General features: G+C 73.3%; 18 protein-coding genes. 13 read left to right on the top strand and 5 right to left on the bottom strand.

All coding sequences use genetic code 11. From position 1 onward, the window contains the following. Nucleotides 1–169: 169 nt before the first annotated feature. Nucleotides 170–1,789, bottom strand: a complete 1,620-nt coding sequence (locus BHU06_RS18740; protein WP_070400734.1) for an MFS transporter — start codon at nt 1,787–1,789, stop codon at nt 170–172. A 345-nt stretch (nt 1,790–2,134) separates the two neighbouring features. On the opposite strand from BHU06_RS18740, the gene BHU06_RS18735 reads away from it, so the two are divergent. From BHU06_RS18735 to BHU06_RS18725, 3 genes are all read left to right on the top strand, one after another. Continuing rightward, a complete protein-coding gene (locus BHU06_RS18735; RefSeq protein ID WP_070400733.1) occupies nt 2,135–2,536 on the top strand; it encodes a GreA/GreB family elongation factor in 402 nt (133 codons plus the stop codon). Nucleotides 2,537–2,616: 80 nt separating this feature from the next. Next, complete coding sequence (locus tag BHU06_RS18730) at nt 2,617–3,615, top strand: hypothetical protein (protein WP_070400732.1); 999 nt, start codon at nt 2,617–2,619, stop codon at nt 3,613–3,615. Nucleotides 3,616–3,620: 5 nt separating this feature from the next. Then, on the top strand, nt 3,621–4,490 hold the full coding sequence (locus tag BHU06_RS18725; protein WP_070400752.1) for a hypothetical protein: 870 nt from the start codon (nt 3,621–3,623) through the stop codon (nt 4,488–4,490). A gap of 59 nt (nt 4,491–4,549) precedes the next feature. Here BHU06_RS18725 and BHU06_RS18720 read toward each other — a convergent pair whose 3' ends face one another. The 3 genes from BHU06_RS18720 to BHU06_RS18710 are packed head-to-tail and all read right to left on the bottom strand — an operon-like array spanning nt 4,550 to nt 6,623. Further along, on the bottom strand, nt 4,550–4,732 hold the full coding sequence (locus BHU06_RS18720; RefSeq protein WP_070400731.1) for a DUF2970 domain-containing protein: 183 nt from the start codon (nt 4,730–4,732) through the stop codon (nt 4,550–4,552). 14 nt (nt 4,733–4,746) lie between these two features. Further along, the gene (locus tag BHU06_RS18715; RefSeq protein ID WP_070400730.1) at nt 4,747–6,009 is read right to left on the bottom strand and encodes a cytochrome c; all 1,263 of its coding nucleotides are present in this window, start codon (nt 6,007–6,009) and stop codon (nt 4,747–4,749) included. After that, nucleotides 6,006–6,623 (bottom strand): c-type cytochrome, encoded by a 618-nt coding sequence (locus tag BHU06_RS18710; protein ID WP_239478349.1) that lies wholly within the window; start codon nt 6,621–6,623, stop codon nt 6,006–6,008. The genes BHU06_RS18715 and BHU06_RS18710 overlap by 4 nt, the downstream gene beginning before the upstream one ends. A 239-nt stretch (nt 6,624–6,862) precedes the next feature. Here BHU06_RS18710 and BHU06_RS18705 point away from each other — a divergent pair, with 239 nt between their 5' ends. Further along, nucleotides 6,863–8,266: a PLP-dependent aminotransferase family protein gene (locus BHU06_RS18705; RefSeq protein ID WP_070400729.1), complete on the top strand. Its 1,404-nt coding sequence runs from the start codon at nt 6,863–6,865 to the stop codon at nt 8,264–8,266. A 35-nt stretch (nt 8,267–8,301) separates the two neighbouring features. Here BHU06_RS18705 and BHU06_RS18700 read toward each other — a convergent pair whose 3' ends face one another. After that, nucleotides 8,302–8,685 carry a hypothetical protein gene (locus BHU06_RS18700; protein ID WP_175442885.1) on the bottom strand — a complete coding sequence of 128 codons (384 nt, stop codon included), beginning with the start codon at nt 8,683–8,685 and terminating at the stop codon, nt 8,302–8,304. Between the two features lie 106 nt (nt 8,686–8,791). Here BHU06_RS18700 and BHU06_RS18695 point away from each other — a divergent pair, with 106 nt between their 5' ends. The 9 genes from BHU06_RS18695 (at nt 8,792) to BHU06_RS18655 (ending at nt 20,821) form a co-directional block, all read left to right on the top strand. After that, nucleotides 8,792–9,988, top strand: a complete 1,197-nt coding sequence (locus BHU06_RS18695) for an ROK family transcriptional regulator (protein WP_083293310.1) — start codon at nt 8,792–8,794, stop codon at nt 9,986–9,988. 140 nt (nt 9,989–10,128) lie between these two features. Then, entirely contained in the window at nt 10,129–11,622 is a 1,494-nt protein-coding gene (locus BHU06_RS18690) for a sugar ABC transporter ATP-binding protein (protein WP_070400727.1), read from the top strand. After that, nucleotides 11,603–12,604 carry an ABC transporter permease gene (locus BHU06_RS18685; protein WP_139147114.1) on the top strand — a complete coding sequence of 334 codons (1,002 nt, stop codon included), beginning with the start codon at nt 11,603–11,605 and terminating at the stop codon, nt 12,602–12,604. Before BHU06_RS18690 ends, BHU06_RS18685 begins: the two co-directional genes overlap by 20 nt. Nucleotides 12,605–12,663: 59 nt before the next feature. Continuing rightward, nucleotides 12,664–13,626, top strand: coding sequence for a substrate-binding domain-containing protein (locus tag BHU06_RS18680; protein WP_070400726.1), 963 nt, complete (start codon nt 12,664–12,666; stop codon nt 13,624–13,626). Between the two features lie 124 nt (nt 13,627–13,750). Beyond that, nucleotides 13,751–14,809, top strand: coding sequence for a sugar phosphate isomerase/epimerase (locus BHU06_RS18675; RefSeq protein ID WP_070400725.1), 1,059 nt, complete (start codon nt 13,751–13,753; stop codon nt 14,807–14,809). Further along, on the top strand, nt 14,806–15,951 hold the full coding sequence (locus BHU06_RS18670) for a Gfo/Idh/MocA family protein (protein WP_070400724.1): 1,146 nt from the start codon (nt 14,806–14,808) through the stop codon (nt 15,949–15,951). The genes BHU06_RS18675 and BHU06_RS18670 overlap by 4 nt, the downstream gene beginning before the upstream one ends. Nucleotides 15,952–16,075: 124 nt before the next feature. Beyond that, complete coding sequence (locus tag BHU06_RS18665; protein WP_070400723.1) at nt 16,076–16,798, top strand: response regulator transcription factor; 723 nt, start codon at nt 16,076–16,078, stop codon at nt 16,796–16,798. Beyond that, nucleotides 16,795–18,471, top strand: a complete 1,677-nt coding sequence (locus BHU06_RS18660) for a FecR domain-containing protein (RefSeq protein WP_070400722.1) — start codon at nt 16,795–16,797, stop codon at nt 18,469–18,471. Before BHU06_RS18665 ends, BHU06_RS18660 begins: the two co-directional genes overlap by 4 nt. A 22-nt stretch (nt 18,472–18,493) precedes the next feature. Then, entirely contained in the window at nt 18,494–20,821 is a 2,328-nt protein-coding gene (locus BHU06_RS18655) for a CHASE2 domain-containing protein (protein WP_175442884.1), read from the top strand. The last annotated feature ends 263 nt before the right edge of the window (nt 20,822–21,084 follow it).

Raw genomic sequence — 21,084 nt, 5'->3', positions numbered from 1 at the left:
GGGCGCAGTTTTATGGAGGGGGCCGGCCGCGATAAGGGGGGCGGACGTGGACAAACTGTCCACCCACTTGGACAATGCCCACGCTCCCTGCGGTGCACCCGCGCCCGGTAGCGCGCGGCGGGGTGGCGCTGGCCTCGCCCCCGGACCAGCGCATTCGGCCTTTGCGGCGTCAGCCGCCCCGGACCGTCGTTTCCATGAGATTGCGCGTGACGCGCGGCGGCTCCAGGCCGATGTGGAAGGCCAGCCGGCGGTCGCGCAGGTCGACGTCGGAGGCGGTGGAGCGGTCGAAGCGGCGCAGGTGGTCCGTCCACGACTCGTCCACGATGACCTCGACGAAACGCCCGGGCTTGTTGATGTCGTGCAGCAGCTCCCAGGACAGCGCGCCCTGGCGCAGGCGGCTGCGCCGGCTCTCGTTGAACATCAGGTCGCGGAATTCCTTGGCGCGCGCCGGGTCGATCAGGTACTCGATGGTCAGCATGATGTGACCCCGCTGGGGCGGCGACTCGACGCTGGTCGCCGTGGTGAGCACGCGCTGGGGCGTGAGGTCGCCCTCCGGGCCGCGGTCGGGCATCCAGCGGTTGGCCAGGGCCATGGCCACCCAGCCGCTCGCGGCCGCGATGCCCAGGGCCACGGACAGGCTGGTCCAGGTGGCGATCTGGCCCCACAGGGCGGCGCCGCTGGCGCTCGCGCCCATGATGGACATCTGGTAGATCGACATGCCGCGCGCGCGCACCCAGTCGGGCAGGCCCATCTGGATGGACACGCTCAGGGTGTTGGCGGTGGTGATCCAGGCCGCGCCGCCGAAGAACATGGCGGGCACGGCCACCCAGACGCGGTCGGTCAGGGCCATCACCGCCATGGCCGCGGCCTGCAGCAGCGCGCCGCGCAGCACCAGCGCGTCGCGCGCGTAGCGGCGGCGCAGGCGCGGCAGGAAGAAGGTCGACACGATGGCCCCCGCGCCCATGGAGGCCAGCAGCAGCGTGAAGGTGCCCGCGCCGCCGCCCTGCATGCCGCGCGCCAGCAGCGCCAGCAGGGCCAGCAGCGCGGTGGAGTGGAAGAAGAAGATGCAGATGCGCAGCAGCACGCCCTTGAGCAGGTAGGACTGCGACACGTACTGCCAGCCCACGCGCATGGCCGTGCCCAGCCGCTCGCGCCCGAGCGGGTGGGGCTTGTGCTCGCGGTGCCAGCGCGCGATGCCCGCCGCGGCCACCAGCGAGAGCACCGCGTTGAGCAGGAAGACCCAGGCGCTGCCCGCGCCCGCGATCAGCGCGCCGGCCACCAGCGGGCCGATGATGCGCGAGGCGTTCATGGCCACGCCATTGAGGGCCAGCGCCGCCGGCAGCTGCGGGCGCGGCACCAGCTCCGGCACGATGGCCGAGAACACCGGCCAGCGCATCGCGAAGCCGATGCCGTTGGCGAAGGTCAGCGCCAGCAGCAGCAGCGGCGACATCACGCCGAAGAAGACGAAGCCGCTGAGCACCATGGCCACCACCGCCACCCAGAGCTGCGTGACCAGGTAGTAGCGCTTGCGGTCGAGGTTGTCGGCCAGCGCCCCGCTGGGCAGGCCGAGCAGGAACACCGGCAGGGTCGAGGCCGTCTGCACCAGCGCCACCCAGATGGGGGTGGTGGTCAGCGAGGTCATCATCCACGCCGCCGCCACGTCGTTCATCCACATGCACAGGTTGGCCACCAGCCAGGTGCTCCACAGCAGGCGGAACACGGGCAGGCGCAGGGGGGCGATGGGGGAGAGGCTGTCGTCGGTGGCGGGCATGCGGGGACGCGAGGGCATGCGGAGACCGCCGAGCCTACCGCAGTTCAACCCCGCACTCACGTGCGACATTGCGTGGCCCGTTTGACGCCCCGCCGCCCCTTGCCTAGACTCGCCGCATGCCTTCTCGCCGGATCCACGCCCATTCGCATCGCGCCACCGCGCGTGTGCTGCCGTGCGCGCGTCACATCCAGGGCCCTTCTACGGCTCTGCGCGGCCACCGACTGCTGGCCGCACATTCCTCCGCCCGGCGATAACCCTTCCCCCTCGAACGCACACCTTCCATCGCCGGGCCCAGCAGCCAGTGCGATCCCTGCCGCGCGCCTGTTCCTTTTTTCTGGCGTCGGCGACCCGAAGGAGCCGTTCATGTCTTCCATCGTCCGCAGTGAGTGTGTTCTCACCGAGCTGGACCACGCGCGCCTGAGCAAGCTGCAGGACACCGCGCGTGGCGGTGCCCTGGCCGATCTCCTGGCCGAGGCCGATCTGGTGCCCTCGCAGCGCGTGCCCGCCGATGTGGTCACCATGTATTCGCAGGTGCTCGTGCGCGACCACGCGTCGGGCGAGGTGCGCAAGCTGACGCTGTGCTACCCGGGCGACGCCGAGCCCGACGCGGGCTTCATCTCCGTGCTGTCTCCCATGGGCGCCGCGCTCATCGGGCGGCGCGTGGGCGAGCGCGTGCGCAGCGCGCTGCCCGCCGGGCTGGAGCGTGAGATGACCCTCGAGGCCATCCTGTTCCAGCCCGAAGCCAGCGGCGACTACAGCACCTAGGCGCGCCCACCGCGCCTTCCCCCTTGTTGGCCGACGGTGGCGTGTCCACCGGGTTGGGCCCTGCCTGGGAGTTACCTGCCATGAAATTCTCTTCCCTCATTGCCTGGGACGACGCGGCCCTGCGCGAGTCGCTGCCCGCCAGCGCCAGCGCTGGCGCCACGGACGACCGCGCGCAACGGGGCGCGCGCGCGAACGACACGGTCGCGCCGCCCTGGCTGCTGGTGCTGACCACCCTGTCGGCGGTCACCGGCGACCACCTGGCGAAGGTGGCGCGCGCGGCGGCGGAACTGGGCGTGGGGCTGCGGCTCGCGTACTACGCGGGCGAGCAGCCCATCGGCCTGCTCGATCCTCTGGCGCGGCTGGCGCAGCGCGCGCGCTTCGTGCGCCGCCAGCACGGCATTGGCGTCGAGGTGGTGGCCCACGAGGTGCGCAGCCGCTACCAGCTGCTGCGGCTGTCGCGCGCCGCCGGCCTGACCTGCCTGCTGGACGCCAACGAACGGCCACGGCGCTCGCGCCTCGGGCCCGACCTGCTGTCGCTGCTGCTGCGCGAGGGCCAGGGGCCGCTGTGGGTGGTGAACGCTTCGGACACCGCCCCGGCGGCGCCGCTGTGCTGCTTCGCGCGCACGGCGCCGCTGGGGCGCGAGCGCGATCTGATGCGTTGGTCGCGCGTGTTCGCCCAGGGGCGCGCGGTGCAGCTGGTGCACGTGCTGCAGACCGCGGTGTCACCGCCCGATTCGGGCGACGCCGCCGAGCTGACGGTGTTCGACCACGTCTTCCGGCAGCTGCGCCTGCAGGCCTTCCAGGCGCTGGACACCTTGTCGCGGCCGCTGCGCGAGGCCGGCTGCGAGACCACCTTCACCGTGCTCGCGGGCGATGTCGAGCAGCAGCTGCGCCAGCACCTGCGCGCCACGCGGCCCGCGATGGTGCTCATCGGTCACCGCTGGCGGCCGTGGTCGGTGGGCGCGGCGCGCTCGCGCGTGCAGGGCATCGGGGAGCAGGGCGCCGACGCCCTGGTGGTGCCGCTGCCGCGTGGCGCCTGGTGGTCCTGGGTCGCGCGCGCGATCGGCTGGCGGGGGTGATGGCCATGGAACTCTCCAAAGCCTTCGTGAAGGCCAAGAACCCCTGCGCCGACGGTTTTCGCTGGTTTCTGCGCCACCGCCCGCAGGGCGAGGACTACCAGCCGCTGCTGGACGCGCTGGTGGCCGACGGTCGCGTCGACGACGCCTGCTGGCTGCTGGCGCAGTTCGGCCCCACCAGCGCGGTGCTGCAGCTCGACGAGCTGTCCTGCGAGTCCATCGTGTTCGCGGGCGCCATCGAGGTGCGCGGCGGCATCGACGCCGGCGCGCGCGTGCGCGCCGGCCGGGGCATCCGCGCGGGCGGCGACATCCGGGTCGGGCGCGAGCTGGTGGCGGGCGAAACCATCGCGGCCGGCGGTGTGGTCGAGGCCACCACCTTGGAGGCCGGCGGCGACCTGCTGGCCGGCGCCGCGGTCATCGAAGGTGCCCTGCGCGCGGGTGGCCAGCTGCGGATCGCGCGCGACCTGGTGTGCCGCCGCGACCTCGACGTGGGCGCGCAGGCCAGCGTCGGCGGCGTGCTGGTGGTGGAGGGCGAGGTGCGCGTGGCCCGCAGCCTGCGCGTGCGCGGCACGCTGCGCACGGGCGGCGTCGTGCGCGCGGGCGATGGCGTGCTGGTCGATGGCGCGATCGACTGCGGCTCGCACCTCGACGCGGGCTGGGGAATCAAGGCCGGTGGGCCCATCACCGCGCGCGGCGCGATCCGCGCCGGCGAAAGCCTTTGCGCCGATGGCGAGATCGTGGCCGGCGCGGGCTATGGCGTGTACGCCGGTCTGTGCGTGCAGCGCGAAGACTGGGCCGGCAGCGCGCGCGTGGTCGCCACCGAGCGGCCGGCCGAGCTGTTGAGCGGTTGCTGGGTCGGCCCGGCCGTGCTGGCCTGAGCGCGGCGGCACGGGCGGGGACCGCCCGAGCGCGCCCATGCGGCGCGAAGCGGGCCGCCTCAGCTGAGCGCGCCCGGCGCCTGCAGGGCGATGAAGGCCAGCGTGCCGAGGAAGACCAGCACCAGCACGAAGGCCACGGCGATCAGCACCAGCGGGTGATCGCTCGGCGCCTCCAGCCGGCTGCGCCGCGCCACGCCGATCAGGCCCCACAGCACGGTCTTGATTTCGCGGGTGATGCTCATGGCGGGGCGCTCCTTCAACGGACCTTCTGCACGTCCAGCGGCAGCACGCGCGAGGCGGTGTTGCCCCAGGCGCCGCGCACGTAGCTGGCCAGCGCCGCGATCTCGGCGTTCGACAGCTCCTGCCCGAAGGGCGGCATGCCATAGGGCCGGGGGTTGCCGGGCGTGCTGGGCGGGAAGCCGCCGCTCACGATCACGCGCACCAGGTTCGCGCTGGAGGCCATGGTCACCGTGCGGTGCCCGGCCAGCGAGGGGAACTCGGGCGCGGCGCTGGTGCCGTTCTCGCCGTGGCATTGTGCGCACTTGGCCTCGTACAGGCGCTGGCCGAGCACCAGCACCTGGGGTTCGGCCCGCTCCGTGTCGGGTGCGGCCGGCGCCACCACGGGCAGCGACTTCAGGTAGGTGGCCATGGCGTTCAGGTCCGCCTCGTCCAGGTGGCGGGTGCTGCCGGCCACCACGTCGGCCATGGGGCCCAGGGTGGCGCCGCGCGCGCTGTGGCCGTCGCGCAGCAGGCGCACCACCTCGGCCAGCGGCCAGTCCTGCACGCCGGCTTCCTGGGGCGAGGCCAGCGAGGGCGCGTACCAGCCCTGCATGGGGATCTGTCCGCCGCTGAAGTCGGGCTCGTTCGCGGTGGCGCCCAGCGCGTTGCGCGGCGCGTGGCAGGCCATGCAATGGCCCAGGCCCAGGGTCAGGTAGGCGCCGCGGTTCCACTCGGCCGACCGCGTGTTGTCCGGGCGGAAGGGCTCGGGCGAGAAGAACAGCGTGCGCCAGGCCACCAGCGCGGTCTGCGTGCCGTAGGGGAAGCGCAGGTCGTGCACGCGGTTGGGCGCGCGCACCGGCGGCAGGCTCATCAGGTAGGCGTGCAGGGCGTCGCTGTCCTCGCGCGTCACGCGGGCGTAGTCGGGGTAGGGGAAGGCGGGGTAGAGCAGGCGGCCGTCGCGCGACTGGCCGTGGTGCAGGGCGCGCCAGAAGTCGTCGGCGTTCCAGCGGCCGATGCCGGTGTCGGCGTCGGGCGTGAGGTTGGAGGCGTACACCGTGCCGAAGGGCGTGGCGATGCCCAGGCCGCCGGCGTAGGCCGCGCCGCCGCGCTCGGTGTGGCAGGCCGCGCAGTTGCCGGCCCTGGCCAGATAGGCGCCGCGCTCCACGAGCTCGGCGGTGACCGGCACCGCCGGCCCGGGTTCGATGGGCAGCAGTGTGGTGGCGCGGTTCACCCAGAGGGTGGCCGCGCCGAGCAGGACCAGCAGCACCCCGGCGGCGATGAGCAGGCGGCGCTTGTTCATGGCAGCACCTCCGCGCTGCCGCAGCGCATGGGCCAGGGGTTCGGCGCGGCGCTGGCCGGCGCGGGCCCACCCGTGACGGGCTGCGAGGACAGCCACACCGCCATCGCGCTCACGTCCTCGGGGCTCAGGCGGCGCGCGATCTCGCCCATGCAGTCGGGCGCGCTGGCCTGGCGCTGGCCGTTGCGCCAGGCGCCGAACTGGCCCAGCAGGTAGTCGCGCGGCAGGCCCAGCAGGCCGGGCATGGCGGGCTGGATGCCGGTCATCGCGGCGCCGTGGCAGGACGCGCAGGCGGGGATGCCCAGGGCCGGGTCGCCCTGGCGCACCAGTTGCTCGCCGCGCGCCAGCACGGCCGGCGGCGCGCCGGTGGTCTGCGGCGCGGGGTAGGGCAGGTCCAGCCCGGCGAAGTAGTCGGCGATCTCGCGCAGGTAGGCGTCGGACATGTGGTCGACCAGGTAGGTCATGGTCGGGTTGATGCGCCGGCCCGCGCGGAAATGCTGCAGCTGGTTGTAGAGGTAGCCCGCGGGCTTGCCCGCGATGCGCGGGAAGTAGCCCTGGTTGGTGGCGCGGCCGTCCTGGCCATGGCAGGCCACGCAGGCCAGCATGCGCCGCGCCATCGGGTCGGTGGGCAGGGTCTCGGCGGCCTGGGCGGCCAGCCCGGGCAGGGCCAGGGTGGCGGCCAGCAGCAGGCCTTTCCAGAAGGGGCCGCGCGGGCCCTGGGGCGCGCGGAGGGTCTTGTCGGAGGTCACGGCCCCGACTGTGCGCCCGGCGCGGCGCCGGCGGTAGGCTCAGATTGCGTTCAAATCGACCGGATCAGCCGCATCAGATCGGCGGCCCACCGAGAGAGCCCCGCCCCGTGACCACCAAATACGAAGCGCTCGCCAAGGACATCGAAGCGCTCATCGCCAGCGGCACGCTGGCCATCGGCGACCGCCTGCCTTCGGTGCGCGACACCGTGGCCGCGCGCGGCCTGAGCCCGGCCACCGTGTTCGAGGCCTACTACCTGCTGGAGGCGCGCGGCCTGGTCGAGGCCCGCCCGCGTGCGGGCTACTTCGTGAAGGCCGTGCCCGCGCCGCGCGAGGAACCACGCAGCGCCACGCCGCACCAGGGCTCGCGGCCGGTGGCCATCCACGACGTGGCGCAGGCCGTGCTGGGCCCCATGCGCAACCGCCAGGTGGCGCCGCTGGGCTCGGCCTTTCCATCGCCCGAGCTGTTCCCGCTCGATCGCCTGGCGCGCGGCATGGGCGCGGCCATGCGCCGGCTCGACCCGCGCCAGCTGCTGGAAGACCTCACGCCCGGCAACGCCGAGCTGCGCCGCCAGATCGCGCTGCGCGGCGTGGCGCAGGGCGTGAACATCGGCGTGGACGAGGTGGTGGTCACCAGCGGCGCGATGGAGGCGCTCACGCTCGCCCTGCAGGCGGTGACGCAGCCGGGCGACGTGGTGGCCATCGAATCGCCCGCCTTCTACGGCTGCCTGCTGACGCTGGAGCGGCTGCAGCTGAAAGCGGTGGAGGTGGCCACGCACCCGCGCACGGGCGTGCAGCTGGACTCGCTGGCCGAGGTGCTGCGGCGCCACCCGGTGAAGGCCTGCTGGTTCATGCCCAACTTTCAGAACCCGCTGGGCGCGCTCATGCCCGAGGACGCCAAGCGCGCGATGGTCGCGCTGCTGGCCCGCCACGGCGTGCCGCTGATCGAGGACGACGTCTACGCCGAGCTGTACTTCGGCGCGCAGCGCCCGCTGCCGGCCAAGGCCTGGGACCGCGAGGGCGGCGTGATGCACTGCAGTTCGTTCTCCAAATCGCTGGCGCCGGGCTACCGCGTGGGCTGGGTGTCGGCGGGGCGTTTCGCGCCGCAGGTGAACCGGCTGAAGTTCATGAGCACGCTGGGGGTGTCGGTGCCGTCGCAGCTGGCGGTGCTGCACTTTCTGCAGCACGGGGCGTTCGACAAGCACCTGCGCCAGCTGCGCGCCGCGCTGGCCGCGCGGCAGCAGCGCGCGCTGCTCGCCATCGAAAAGCACTTTCCCGATTGCACGCGCGTGACGCGGCCCGAGGGCGGCTACTTCTTGTGGGTGGAACTGCCGGACGCGGTGGACGCGATGGCGCTGCAGCAGGCGGCGCTGGCGCGGCACATCAGCGTGGCGCCGGGTTCCCTGTTCTCGGCGGACAAGCGCTTTCGCCACCACCTGCGCCTGAACGTGGGGCATCCCCGGCTGGATCAGCTCGACGCGGCGCTCAAGACCCTGGGGCGCCTGGTGGGCTGACGCCGTCCCGGTCCCGCGCCGCCGGGGCCTGGGGCTCAGCGCGCTGCGGGCAGCACCGCCCGCAGCGGCTCGGGAATGGCCCGCGGCGGCAGCCGGTGCAGCTGGGCCACCGCCGCCAGGAAGCCCTCGCGGTCCGCGCGCACCGGCCCCAGGTAGCGCAGCACGCCAGCCGGCCGGCAGATCGCCACGCTGGGAAACGCGGTGATGCCCAGCTCATCCGCGTCCAGGCCCTCGTCCTCGATGTCCACCCAGTGCAGCGCCTCGGCGGGCAGGTCTGCGGCCACCTCGCGGAAGGCGCGGCACTGGGTGCACCACTCGGCGCAGAGCACCACGATCGACACCTCGGGCGGCAGGGCAAGGGCGCTGGGGTTCATGGCGGGGGTGGAGTCGCCGATGGACCGGACGTTCCCTTGGTCCACCTCAGTTCGGCCTGATTTGGGTCAAAGTTCGGACTTTTCGGGCCGAATTCGGCTCACTAGCATGCCGGGCAATGCCAGGCCGCAGCGCCGGCAGAGGAGACAAGACGTGAGCTGGAAAGGCCTCAAGAACGGCGAAAAGACGCTGCTCGACCACGTGTTCTGGTCGAGCGGCATCTCGCGCGACGCGCTCGCGGCGGCGTCCTCTTATTCCAAGAGCCGCGCCAACGCCGCCGTGGCCGAGCTGCTCGAACAGGGCCTGCTGGAGCCCACCGGCGAACTCGCCAGCACCGGCGGGCGCCGCGCCGAAACCCTGCGACTGAGCCGGGGCCTGGGCGTGCTCGTCGGCGTGGCCGTGGGCGCCACCGGCCTGGAGGTCGGCGTGCTCAGCCCCGACCTCACCGTGCTCGCCCACCACAGCGAACCCGCCGACGTGCGCGACGGCCCCACGCCCGTGCTCTCGCGCATCCGCGCGCTCATGCGCGATCTGCTCGCGCGCTGCGGCGTGCCGCCGCGCCAGGTGATCGCCATCGGCATCGGCCTGCCCGGCCCGGTGGACTTCGACAGCGGCCAGCTCGTGAACCCGCCGCTGATGCCGCAGTGGGACGCCTACTCCATCCGCGACGACCTGGCGGCCGACTTCAGCGCGCCCGTGTTCGTGGACAACGACGTCAACGTGATGGCGCTGGGCGAGCTCTGGCGCATGCAGCGCGGCCTGCAGAACTTCCTGGTGGTGAAGGTGGGCACGGGCATCGGCTGCGGCGTGGTCTGCCACGGGCAGGTCTACCGCGGCGCCAACGGTTCGGCCGGCGACGTGGGCCACATCTGCGTGGTGCCGGACGGGCCGCGCTGCCACTGCGGCAACCTTGGCTGCGTGGAGACCCTGGCCGCCGGCCCCGCCATCGCGCGCATGGCCACCGAGGCGGCCGAGGCCGGTCAGAGCCCGCGGCTGGCGCGCCTCATCGCCGAGCGTGGCCCGCTGCGCCTGCAGGACGTGGCCGAGGCCAGCCGCGCGGGCGACATGGCGGCCAACCAGGTGGTGCAGCGCGCCGGCGCGCTGGTGGGGCAGATGCTGGCCTCGGTGGTGAACTTCTTCAATCCCTCGCACGTCTTCATCGGCGGTGGCATCACGCGCGTGGGACCGCTGTTTCTGGCCGCCGTGCGCCAGAGCGTGTACCACCGCTCGCTCGCGCTCTCCACGCGGCACCTGGAGATCCAGTACACCCCGCTGGGCGAGCGCGCCGGGCTCATCGGCGCGGGCGTGCTGGCCATGCAAGAAAGCCTGCGGCAGATGGAGGCGGCGTAAGTGAAACACCCCCCGCGCCGCTTCGCGGCTCCCCCCTCTCTCGCCTGCGGCGGGAGGGGGGCGCGCCCTGAGGCCTGGCGGAGCCAGTTCCTCGGGTGCCCTGGGGGCTTCGCTGGCGCTCGCCGGCTGGGGGCACTGACATGACGGGCGTGCGCGTGGCGCTGCGCGGCATCGTCAAGCGCTTCGGGCCGGTGCAGGTGCTGCACGGCGTGGACCTGGCCTTCGAGCCCGGCCGCATCGTCGGCCTGCTGGGCGAGAACGGCGCCGGCAAGTCCACGCTGATGAAAATCCTCGCCGGCTACGAGCCGCCCAGCGAGGGCGAGCTGCGCGTCAACGGCCGCCTCGTGCGCTTCGACGGGCCGCGCGCCGCCGAGGCCGAAGGCATCGTGCTGATCCACCAGGAATTCAACCTGGCCGAGGACCTCACGGTGGCGCAGAACATCTTCCTGGGCCACGAGAAGCGGCGCGGCTGGTGGCTGGACGACGCCGCCATGCGCGCCGTGGCGCGCCGCGTGCTGGACGACGTCGGCCTGCGCCAGCTGGACCCCGACGCGCGCGTGCGCGAACTCATCGTGGCCGAGCGCCAGCTGGTGGAGATCGCCAAGGCCCTGTCGCGCCGCGCGCGCGTGCTCATCATGGACGAGCCCACGGCCACGCTCACGCCCGGCGAGACCGGCCGCCTGTTCGAACTCGTCGCTCGGCTCAAGGACGAGGGCGTCGCGGTGGTCTTCATCTCGCACAAGCTCGACGAGGTGGAACGCCTCACGGACGAGGTGGTGGTGATGCGCGACGGCCGCGTCGTGGCGCGCGAGCCCACGGCCGAGCTCACGCGCGCGCAGATGGCGAAACTGATGGTGGGCCGCGAGCTGGCCGACCTCTACCCGCCACGCGCCGAGGTGCCGGCCGGCGCGCCGGTGCTGCTCTCGGTGCAGGGGCTCAGCGTGCCCGGCTGGGCGCAGGACGTGAGCTTCGAGGTGCGCGCGGGCGAGATCCTCGGCTTCGCCGGCCTGGTGGGCGCGGGGCGCACCGAGCTGTTCGAAGGCCTGCTGGGCCTGCGCGAGCGCACGGTGCGCGCGATCGACATCGCGGGCGTCCCCTGCCGGCCGCGCTCGCCGCGCGAAGCGGCCAACGCCGGCCTCACCTACCTGAGCGAGGACCGCAAGGGCCGCGGCCTGCACGTGCGCTTCGGTCTGCGCGAGAACCTCACGCTCATGGCCCTGGACCGTCACGCGCGGCCCTGGCTCCAGCCCGCCAGCGAGACCGCCGCGCTGGAGCAGGCGGTGCGCGAGTTCGGCATCCGCTGCGGCTCGCTGGACGTGAACGCGGGTTCGCTCTCGGGCGGCAACCAGCAGAAGCTGGCGCTGGCCAAGGTGCTGCACCCCGGGCCGCGCGTGGTGGTGCTGGACGAGCCCACGCGCGGCGTGGACATCGGCGCCAAGCGCGAGATCTACGCCCTCATCCGCCGCCTGGCCGACGAAGGCCGCGCGGTGGTGGTGGTTTCGTCCGAACTGATGGAACTCATCGGCCTGTGCCACCGCGTGGCGGTGATGCGCGCGGGCCGCCTGCAGGCCACGCTGTCGGCCGCGCAGCTGAACGAACAGGAGCTGATCGCCCATGCCACCGGAACGCACTGACGCCCCGGCCGCCCCGGCCCCGACCCGCCGCGGCTGGCGCCTGCCCACGCTCGGCCCGCTGCTCGGCCTGGCGCTGCTGTGCGTGGCCGGCACCTTGCTCAACGGCGAGTTCGCCACCGTGGACAACGCCATGAACGTGCTCACGCGCACGGCCTTCATCGGCATCATCGCGGTGGGCATGTGCTTTGTCATCATCTCCGGCGGCATCGATCTGTCGGTGGGCTCCATGGCCGCGCTGATCGCGGGCGTGACCATCCTGCTCATGAACAAGCTGGTGCCGCTGGGCTGGCCGCCGGTGGCGCTGGTGCTGGTGGGCATGGCCACGGCCGTGCTGCTGGGCGCGCTGTTCGGCCTGGCGCACGGCCTGCTCATCACGCGCGGGCGCATCGAGCCCTTCATCGTCACCCTGGGCACGCTGGGCATCTTCCGCGCCTACCTCACCTACTTCGCCGACGGCGGCGCGCTCGCGCTGGACAACGACCTGGCCGACGCCTACGGCCCGGTCTACTACGGCAGCCTGCTGGGCGTGCCGATCCCCGTGTGGGTGTTCGCGCTGGTCGCCATCGGCGGCGCGCTGCTGCTCCAGCGCACGGCCTACGGCCGCTACGTGCAGGCCATCGGCTCCAACGAGCAGGTGGCGCGCTACGCGGCGGTGGACGTGGACCGCACCAAGGTGCTCACCTACACCCTGCTCGGCGTGTGCGTGGGCATCGCCACGCTGCTCTACGTGCCGCGCCTGGGCTCGGCCTCGCCCACCACCGGCCTGCTGTGGGAGCTGGAAGCCATCGCGGCGGTGATCGTGGGCGGCACCGCGCTGCGCGGCGGCGCCGGCAGCATCGGCGGCACGGTCATCGGCGCCATCCTGCTCTCGGTCATCAGCAACATCCTCAACCTCACCAGCATCATCAGCGTGTACCTCAACGCGGCGGTGCAGGGCTTCGTGATCATCGCCGTCGCATTCATGCAGCGGCGGCGTCCCTAGGGCTTGCAACAAGGCCCTGTTTTCCTCTGTCAGCACCACCACCCCTCAAGGAGACAAGCATGAAGTACCGTTCCCGTCTGCTCGCGCTGGCCGCCGTGGCCGCGCTGGGGCTGTCCAGCCCGCTGCTGGCGCAGGCCCAGAACAAGGTGAACCTGGGCGTGGCCATCCCGGCCGCCACCCACAGCTTCGCCGCCGGCCTGGTGTACTGGGCCAACGAAGCGAAGAAAGAACTGGAGAAGGACCCCAACATCAAGGTCACCATCAAGACCGCCAGCGGCGCGCCCGAGCAGGCCAACCAGCTGCAGGACCTGGTGACCGCGACCAAGATCGACTCGCTGGTGATCCTGCCCTTCGAATCGGCCGCGCTCACGCGCCCGGTGCAGCAGGTCAAGGCCAAGGGCGTGTACGTGACCGTGGTCGACCGCGGCCTGACCGATACCAGCGCGCAGGACGCCTATGTGTCCGGCGACAACACCGCCTTCGGCAAGGTGCCGGCCGAGTACCTGGCCAAGTTCCTCAACGGCAAGGGCAACATCGTCGCGCTGCGTGGCATCCCCACCACCATCGACAACGAACGCATGGACGCCTTCACCGCGGTCATGAAGAACCACCCGGGCATCAAGATCCTGGACGCCAAGCACGGCAACTGGAACCGCGACGACGCCTTCAAGGTGATGCAGGACTTCCTCACGCGCTTCAAGGAGATCGACGCCGTGTGGGCGGCCGACGACGACATGGCCTTCGGCGTGCTGCGCGCCATCGAGCAGGCCAAGCGCAAGGACATCAAGATCGTGTTCGGCGGCGCGGGCGCCAAGTCCATGGTCAAGACGCTCATGGACGGCAGCAACCCGCTGATCCAGGCGAACGTGTCCTACTCGCCCAAGTTCCTCTACGAGGCGATCAAGATGACCGCGCTGGCGCGCAAGAAGGGCGAGAAGCTGCCGGCCTCGACCATCGTGCCGTCGGTGCTCATCACCAAGCAGAACGCCAAGGACTTCTACTTCCCCGACAGCCCGTTCTGAACAAGGAAACGCCCCCGCGGCGCTTCGCGCCACCCCTGAAGGGGGCGACACCTGAGGCCCGGCAAAGCCGGTTCCTCGGTGTCTCTGGACGATGCGCAGACACTGCCGCCGGAAGGATCTCTTTATGAAAACGATTCAAGGCCCCGGGATCTTCCTGGCCCAGTTCATCGGCGCGGCCGCGCCCTTCCATACGCTGGAGGGTCTGGCGGGCTGGGCCGCGTCGCTGGGCTACCAGGGCGTGCAGATCCCCACCAGCGACGCCGCCATCTTCGACCTGAAGCGCGCCGCCGAGAGCGATGCATACTGCGACGAGGTGAAGGGCCTGCTGGCCGCGCACGGCCTGCGGGTGACGGAGCTCTCCACCCACCTGCAGGGCCAGCTGCTGTGCGTGCACCCGGCCTACGACCTGCAGTTCGACGCCTTCGCGGCGCCGGAGGTGCGTGGCAACCCGGCCGCGCGCACGGCCTGGGCGCGCGAGCAGCTGCTGCTCGCCGCGAAGGCCTCGCAGCGGCTTGGCCTGAAGGCCCACGCCACCTTCTCGGGCGCGCTCGCCTGGCCCTACCTCTACCCCTGGCCGCAGCGCCCGCCTGGTCTGGTGGAGGCCGCCTTCGCCGAACTTGCGGCGCGCTGGCGGCCCGTGCTCGACGCCTTCGACGGTGCGGGCGTGGACGTCTGCTACGAGCTGCACCCCGGCGAGGACCTGCACGACGGCGTCACCTTCGAGCGCTTCCTGGACGCCGTGGGCCAGCACCCGCGCGCCAACATCCTCTACGACCCCAGCCACTTCGTGCTGCAGCAGCTCGACTACCTGGCCTTCATCGACCACTACCACCCGCGCATCCGCGCCTTCCACGTGAAGGACGCCGAGTTCCGGCCCAACGGCCGGCAGGGCGTGTACGGCGGCTTCTCGAATTGGATCGACCGCGCCGGGCGCTTCCGCTCGCTGGGCGACGGGCAGGTGGACTTCAAGGCCATCTTCTCCAAGATGGCCCAGTACGGCTACGCGGGCTGGGCCGTGCTGGAGTGGGAGTGCTGCCTCAAGCACCCCGAGGACGGCGCGCGCGAGGGCGCGGCCTTCATCCGCGAGCACATCATCCGCGTGGCCGACCGCGCCTTCGACGATTTCGCCGCCAGCGCTGGCGACGCGAAGACGCTCTCGGCCTTGCTGGGCCTGGCGCGATGAGCCAGGACCGATCGATGCGCCGCATCCGCCTGGGCATGGTCGGCGGCGGCGAGGGCAGCTTCATCGGCGCCGCCCACCGCATCGCCGCGCGGCTGGACGACCAGTTCGAACTGGTGGCCGGCGCGCTCTCGTCCACGCCAGCGCGCGCGCACGCCAGCGCCGCCGCGCTGCACATCGCGCCGGAGCGCAGCTACGCCGACTACGCCGAGATGGCGCGCGCCGAGGCGCGGCGGCCCGACGGCATCGACGCCGTGGCCATCGTCACGCCCAACCACCTGCACGTGCCGGTGGCGCGCGCCTTCGTGGAGCAGGGCATCCACGTGATCTGCGACAAGCCGCTGGCCACCTCGCTGGCCGAAGCCCAGGCCCTGGCGCAGCGGGTGCGCGAGCGTGGCGTGCTGTTCCTGCTGACGCACACCTACAGCGGCTACCCCATGGTGCGCCAGGCGCGCGAGCTGGTGGCCGAAGGCGCCATCGGCGAGGTCCGCATCGTGCAGGTGGAGTACGCGCAGGACTGGCTGGGCGAGCCGCTCGAGCGCCAGGGCAACAAGCAGGCCGCCTGGCGCAACGACCCGAAGCAGGCCGGCCCGGCCGGCGCGCTGGGCGACATCGGCACGCACGCCTACCACCTCGCGGGCTACGTGAGCGGCCTGCGCCTGGGCGAGCTGGCGGCCGAGCTGAGCACCTTCGTGCCGGGCCGCCCCTTGGACGACCACGTGCAGGTGATGCTGCGCTACGAGGGCGGCGCGCGCGGCATGCTGTGGGCCAGCCAGGTGGCCAGCGGCAGCCGCAACGGCCTGCGCCTGCGCGTGTACGGCAGCACCGGCTCGCTGCAGTTCGACCAGGAAAAGCCCGAGGAACTGTGGCTCACCCGCCCCGACCAGCCGTCCCAGTGCCTGTACCGCGGCGTGCCCGCGCGCGCCGGCGTGGCGGCCCTGCCGCACCGCATCCCCGCCGGCCACCCCGAGGGCTACCTGGAGGCCTTCGCCCAGCTCTACCGCGACTTCGCGCGCGCCTGGCGCGGCGAGGTCGGGGTGGCGCTGCCGGGGCTGGCGGAGGGTCTGGAGGGCATGGCCTTCATCGAGGCCGTGTTGCGCAGCCACCGCGAGGGCATGCGCTGGGTGCGCTTGTTCACGCCCTGAGCGGGAAAACCCGGGGCCGCGGTCGACAGGCGGTCTTGGTTTGTTACCAAGCGTGTAGGATCGCCTTTTCATTTACTGCATTTGCAGTAATTTTTGGGTGAGCAGGACCGAGGGGAGCGGCGGGATGCGCTTGGCCGCACTGGATGACGACGTGTCGCAGCTGGACCTGATCCAGCGGTCGGTGAAGGCGATTGGCTACGAGTGTCAGGTGTTCGAGCGCGGGCAGGCCCTTATGCGTGAGCTGCGCCGCGACAGCTTCGACCTGCTGATCGTCGACTGGCAGCTGCCCGACATCGCGGGCCCGGACGTGGTGCGCTGGGTGCGCGCCCACCACGAACACCCGGTGCCCATCCTCTTTCTCACCAACCGCAGCGAGGAGCGCGACATCGTCGAAGGCCTGGGCTGTGGCGCCGACGACTACATGACCAAACCCATCCGTGTGCACGAGCTGATGGCGCGCGTGAAAGCGCTCATCCGGCGCAGCTACCCGCCGCAAGACAGCGCGCTGCTGCGCTTCGGCGGCTACTGCATCGACCTGGCGGCGCGCACCATCGCCTTCGAGGGTCGGCCGATCGAACTCAAGCAGAAGGAGTTCGAGCTCGCCCGCTGTCTGTTCGCCAACCTGGGGCGCCTGCTGTCGCGGGCTTACCTGGCCGAGACGGTCTGGGGCCGCGCGGTCGAGGTGCCCTCGCGCAGCCTGGACACGCACGTGTCCTCCCTGCGCGCCAAGCTCGAGCTGCGCCCGGCGCGCGGCTACCGCCTGAGCGCGGTCTATGGCCAGGGCTACCGGCTGGAGGCCGTGGGCGACGGCGCGCACGCGCTGCCGCTCGCGGGGGCGGCGGCGTGAGCCCCCGCCGCCTCGCCGCCCTCAGCGCCCTCGCCCTGCTCGCCGCCGGCGCTGGCGCGCCGGCCCAGGCCGAGGGCCCGCTGACGCCCTACGAGGTGCGCGCCGGCGACACGCTGTACCGGCTCGCCCAGCGCTACCTGGAATCGCCCGAGGACTGGCGCGCGCTGGCGCGGCTGAACCGCGTGAGCGACCCCAAGCGCCTGCCGATCGGCGCCACGCTCTTGGTGCCCGCCGACCGCGTGCGCGGCGTGGCGCGCCACGCCACGGTGCTGTACCTCAAGGGCCTGGTGGTGGCGGACGCGCCCGCGCGCGAGCTCCAGGTGGGCGACGAGTTGCCCGAAGGCACGGCCCTGCGCGTGCACGAGGGCGCCTTCGTCGGCCTCGGCCTGGCCGACGGCTCCACGCTGCACCTGCCGGCGCGCAGCCAGCTCACGCTGGAGCGCCTGCGCCAGTCCGATGGCATCGGTGGCGCCCGCAACACCCTGCGGCTGGACCGGGGCCGCGTCGATTCGCGGGTGCGCCCGCAGCTCACGGGCTCGCGCTTCGACGTGCGCACGCCGCTGGCCGTCACGGGCGTGCGCGGCACCAGCTTCGGCGTGGCCCTGTCCGAGGACGGCGCGCGCGCCTTCTCCGACGTCATCGCCGGTCGCGTGGCCGTGGCGGCCGGCGAGCTGCCGCAGGCGCCGGTCGAGCTGGGCGCGGGGCAGGGCGCGGTCACCGAGTCGGCCACGCAGGTGCCGCGCGTGCTGCCGCTGCTGCCGGCACCGGCCCTGGGCGCGGCCGAGCTGCGCGTGGAGCGCCTGCCGCACGCGCTGGCCCTGGCGCCGCTGCCCGGCGCCCAGGCCTACCGCCTGCAGGTGGAAGAAGCGGCGGCGGGCGCCGACGGCCAGGCCACGGCACGGGTGCTGTTCGACGCGGTCGCGCGCGGCGCCCCACCGCCCTTGAGCGGGCTGCCCGACGGCGAGTACCACCTGCGCCTGCGCGCCATCGACGCCGAGGGCCTGATGGGCGGCGAGGCCACCGCGCGCCTGCGCGTGAAGGCCACGCCCATCGCGCCGCTGGCGCGCTCGCCCGAAGCGAACGCGCTGGTGGGTGTGGGCCGAGTGGCGCTGCGCTGCACCGAGGTGCCCGGCGCCATCGCCTACGATCTGCAGGTGTCCCGAGACCCCGCCTTCCAACAACCCTTCGCCGAAGCGCGCCAGAGCGGCCGCTGCGCGTTCGAGGTGCCGATCGCCGAGCCCGGCGCGCTGCACTGGCGCGTGGCCAGCGTCGCGCGCCGCGCCGACGGCGCGCTCGACCGTGGCCCCTTCAGCGACCCGAGCCCGCTGACCCTGGTGCCGCCGCCGTCCGCGCCCGCCGTGCCCGAGGCCGGCGAGGACGGCCAAAGCCTGCACTGGGCCGGCGCAGCGGGCCACCGCTACCGCGTGCAGCTGGCCAGCGACGAGGGCTTCACGCACATCCTGCAGGACCTGGAGGTCGACCAGCCCTCGGTGCGCCTGGACCTGCAGGCCTGTCGCCCGTATTTCGTGCGCCTGCGCAGCCGCTCGCCCCAGGGCCTGGACTCGCCGTTCTCGGCGCCGCGCCGCGTGGGCGCGCGCGCCGGCCTGTGCAGCCACGATGGCGTGCCGGTGCGTTCGCCCCACGGCGTGGACTGGGACACCCAGCCGCGCTGACGCGAAGCCGAGCGCGATCCGCATGCGCCCCTCCACCCCCATCCCCTCGCTGCCGGCGCCCGTCGCGGTGTTCGGCCGCTGGGGCCTGTTCTGGGGCGCGATGCTGCTTGCCGCCGCGCTGGCGGGTTTTGCCAACGGGCTGGGCCGCGTCGACCTCGCGCTCACCGACCAGATCGCCGCGCTCGACACGCGGCCGGTCTCGCCCGAGGTGCTGGTGGTCGCCATCGACGAGCGCAGCCTCGCCGCGCTGGGCCGCTGGCCCTGGCGGCGCGCCGTGCACGCGGCCCTGCTGGACCAGCTGTCCACCCAGGGGGCGCGGGCCATCGGCCTGAACCTGCTGCTGGGCGACGCCGACGCCGCGCACCCGGGCGACGACGAACGCCTGGCGGGCGCCATGCGCCGGGCCGGCCGGGTGGTGCTGCCGATGTACGCGCAGTGGCCCGACGGGCTGCGCGTCGAACCCGCGCTGCCCCTGCCGGTGCTGCGCGGGGCGGCGCACGGCCTGGGCCACATCCACGTCGAGCTCGACGACGACGGCGTGGCGCGCAGCGTCTTCCTGCGAGAAGGCGCGGGGGACCAGCGCTGGGACCATTGGGTGCTCGCCCTGCTGGCCGCCGGCGGCGAGGCCGTGGACCCGGCGCGCCTGCCCGGCGCGCGCCGCGGTGCCGCGCCGGCAGCGGACGAGGGCGTCTGGCGGCGCGACCACCACGCGCTCATTCCCTACGCGGGGCCGCCGCAGCAGGTGGCGCGCGTGTCCTACATCGACCTGCTCGAAGGCCGCGTGCCGCCCGAGCAACTGCAGGGCCGCTACCTGCTGATCGGCGCCACCGCGGCCAGCCTGGGCAACGGCTACGCCACGCCGATGGCCAGCCGCGACAGCCTCATGCCCGGCGTCGAGGTCTCGGCCCAGCTGCTGGACGCGCTGCGCCAGGGCGTGCACCGGCGCGCCGCCACGCCCTGGGAGAACGCCGCGTTCAGCGCGCTGCCGTTGCTGCTGGCGGCGCTGGCGCTCACGCGCTGGCCGCCGCGGCGCGCGCTGTGGTCGCTGCTGGGCCTGGTGCTGCTGGTGGCGGTGTCGGCCTGGCTGCTGCGCCGCGCGGCGGGCGTGCAGGTGGCGCCGCTCGCGGCGCTGCTGGGCCTGGCGCTGGCCTACCCGGCCTGGGCCTGGTTCCGCCTCGATGCGGTGGTGCGCTACCTCGGTGGGGAGTTCCGCCAGGCCCAGCGCGGCGGCGTGCTCGCCGCGCCGCTGCCGGCCACTGGGGGCGGCGATCCGCTGGACCACCAGATGCGCGCCATGGCCAGCGGCGTGCAGCAGCTGCGCGCGCTGCAGCGGCTGGTGCACGACAGCCTGGACAGCCTGGGCGACGCGGTGCTGGTGCTCGACGACCAGGGCCGCGTGCGCCTGGCCAACGCCGCCGCCGCGCGCTACTTCGGCGACGCCGAGCAGGGCCTGCGCGATCAGCCCCTGCTCGGGCTGCTGGCCGCGCGCCTCACGCTGGCCGACCGCTCCCCGCTGCCCGAGCTGCGCGCCGCGCTGCAGGGCCGCGGCGGCCAATGGCACGTGATGGACGCGCAGCGGCGCGACCTGGTGCTCAAGTGCCACCCGCGCCTGTCGGTGGACGGCCGCCTGGACGGCAGCATCGTCAGCCTGGTCGACATCTCCAGCGTGCAGCAGGCGCAGCGCCAGCGCGAGGAGGCCCTGCGCTTCCTCTCGCACGACATGCGCGCGCCGCAGTCGGCCATCCTCACCCTGCTCGAACTCGAGCGCCTGGAGCCCGGCGCCGACCCTCGGGTGCTGGAACGCATCGAGGCCCACGCGCGCCGCGCGCTGGCGCTGGCCGAGGACTTCGTGCAGCTGGCGCGCGCGCAGTCCGACGCCTTCGAGACCGAAGCGGTGGACCTGAGCGACGTGCTCATCGACGCCGCCGACCGCCACTGGGACCAGGCGCGCGCGCTGTCGGTGGAGATCCTCACCGAAACGCCGCCCGCGCCGAGCTGGTGCCGCGCCGACCGCGAGCTGCTCACGCGCGCCGTGGGCAACCTGATCGACAACGCGCTCAAGTACGGCCCGCGCGGCGGGCAGGTGCGCTGCCGCCTGGCGCGCGAAGGCGAGCGCCACGTGATCACCGTGATCGACCAGGGGCCGGGCGTGGCGCCCGAGGACCGGACGGACCTGTTCGACCCCTTCAAGCGCCTGGGCCGCGAGGCCCGCACGCGCGGCGCCGGCCTGGGCCTGGCCTTCGTGCAGGCCGTGGTGGCGCGCCACCGCGGCAGCGCGCGGGTGGGCGGCGTGTCGGGAGAAGGCGCCGAATTCCGCCTCGAGCTGCCGGCGCTCGAGGTCGGGGAATAGGCGCCTCGGCAGGGCCGGCAAGGGGCGCCAGGCCCCGTTCCGTGACGGGTTGAACGCCCCCGCGAGGGGCCACTGTCAAACATTGTCAATTCGCTGGCGCGCGATGAAACGGCTTCTTACATTCGCGCCGCACTGAGCCGAGCGCCCGCCACGACGGCGGCGCGTTCGCCCGACGTTTCCCCCATCCCCTGAGGGTGTTCACACCGCGGTTGCGACCGCGGTGAGGGGGCGTTCGTGCGTCCGCCGCGCGCGGGCGCGGGCGG

Origin of the sequence: Hydrogenophaga sp. PML113, assembly GCF_001777155.1 — a bacterium.
In the GTDB taxonomy this organism is placed as follows: Bacteria; Pseudomonadota; Gammaproteobacteria; order Burkholderiales; family Burkholderiaceae_C; genus Hydrogenophaga; species Hydrogenophaga borbori.
The sequence above is the reverse complement of the archived record's forward strand: the minus strand, read 5'-3'. Positions and strand labels throughout refer to the sequence as shown.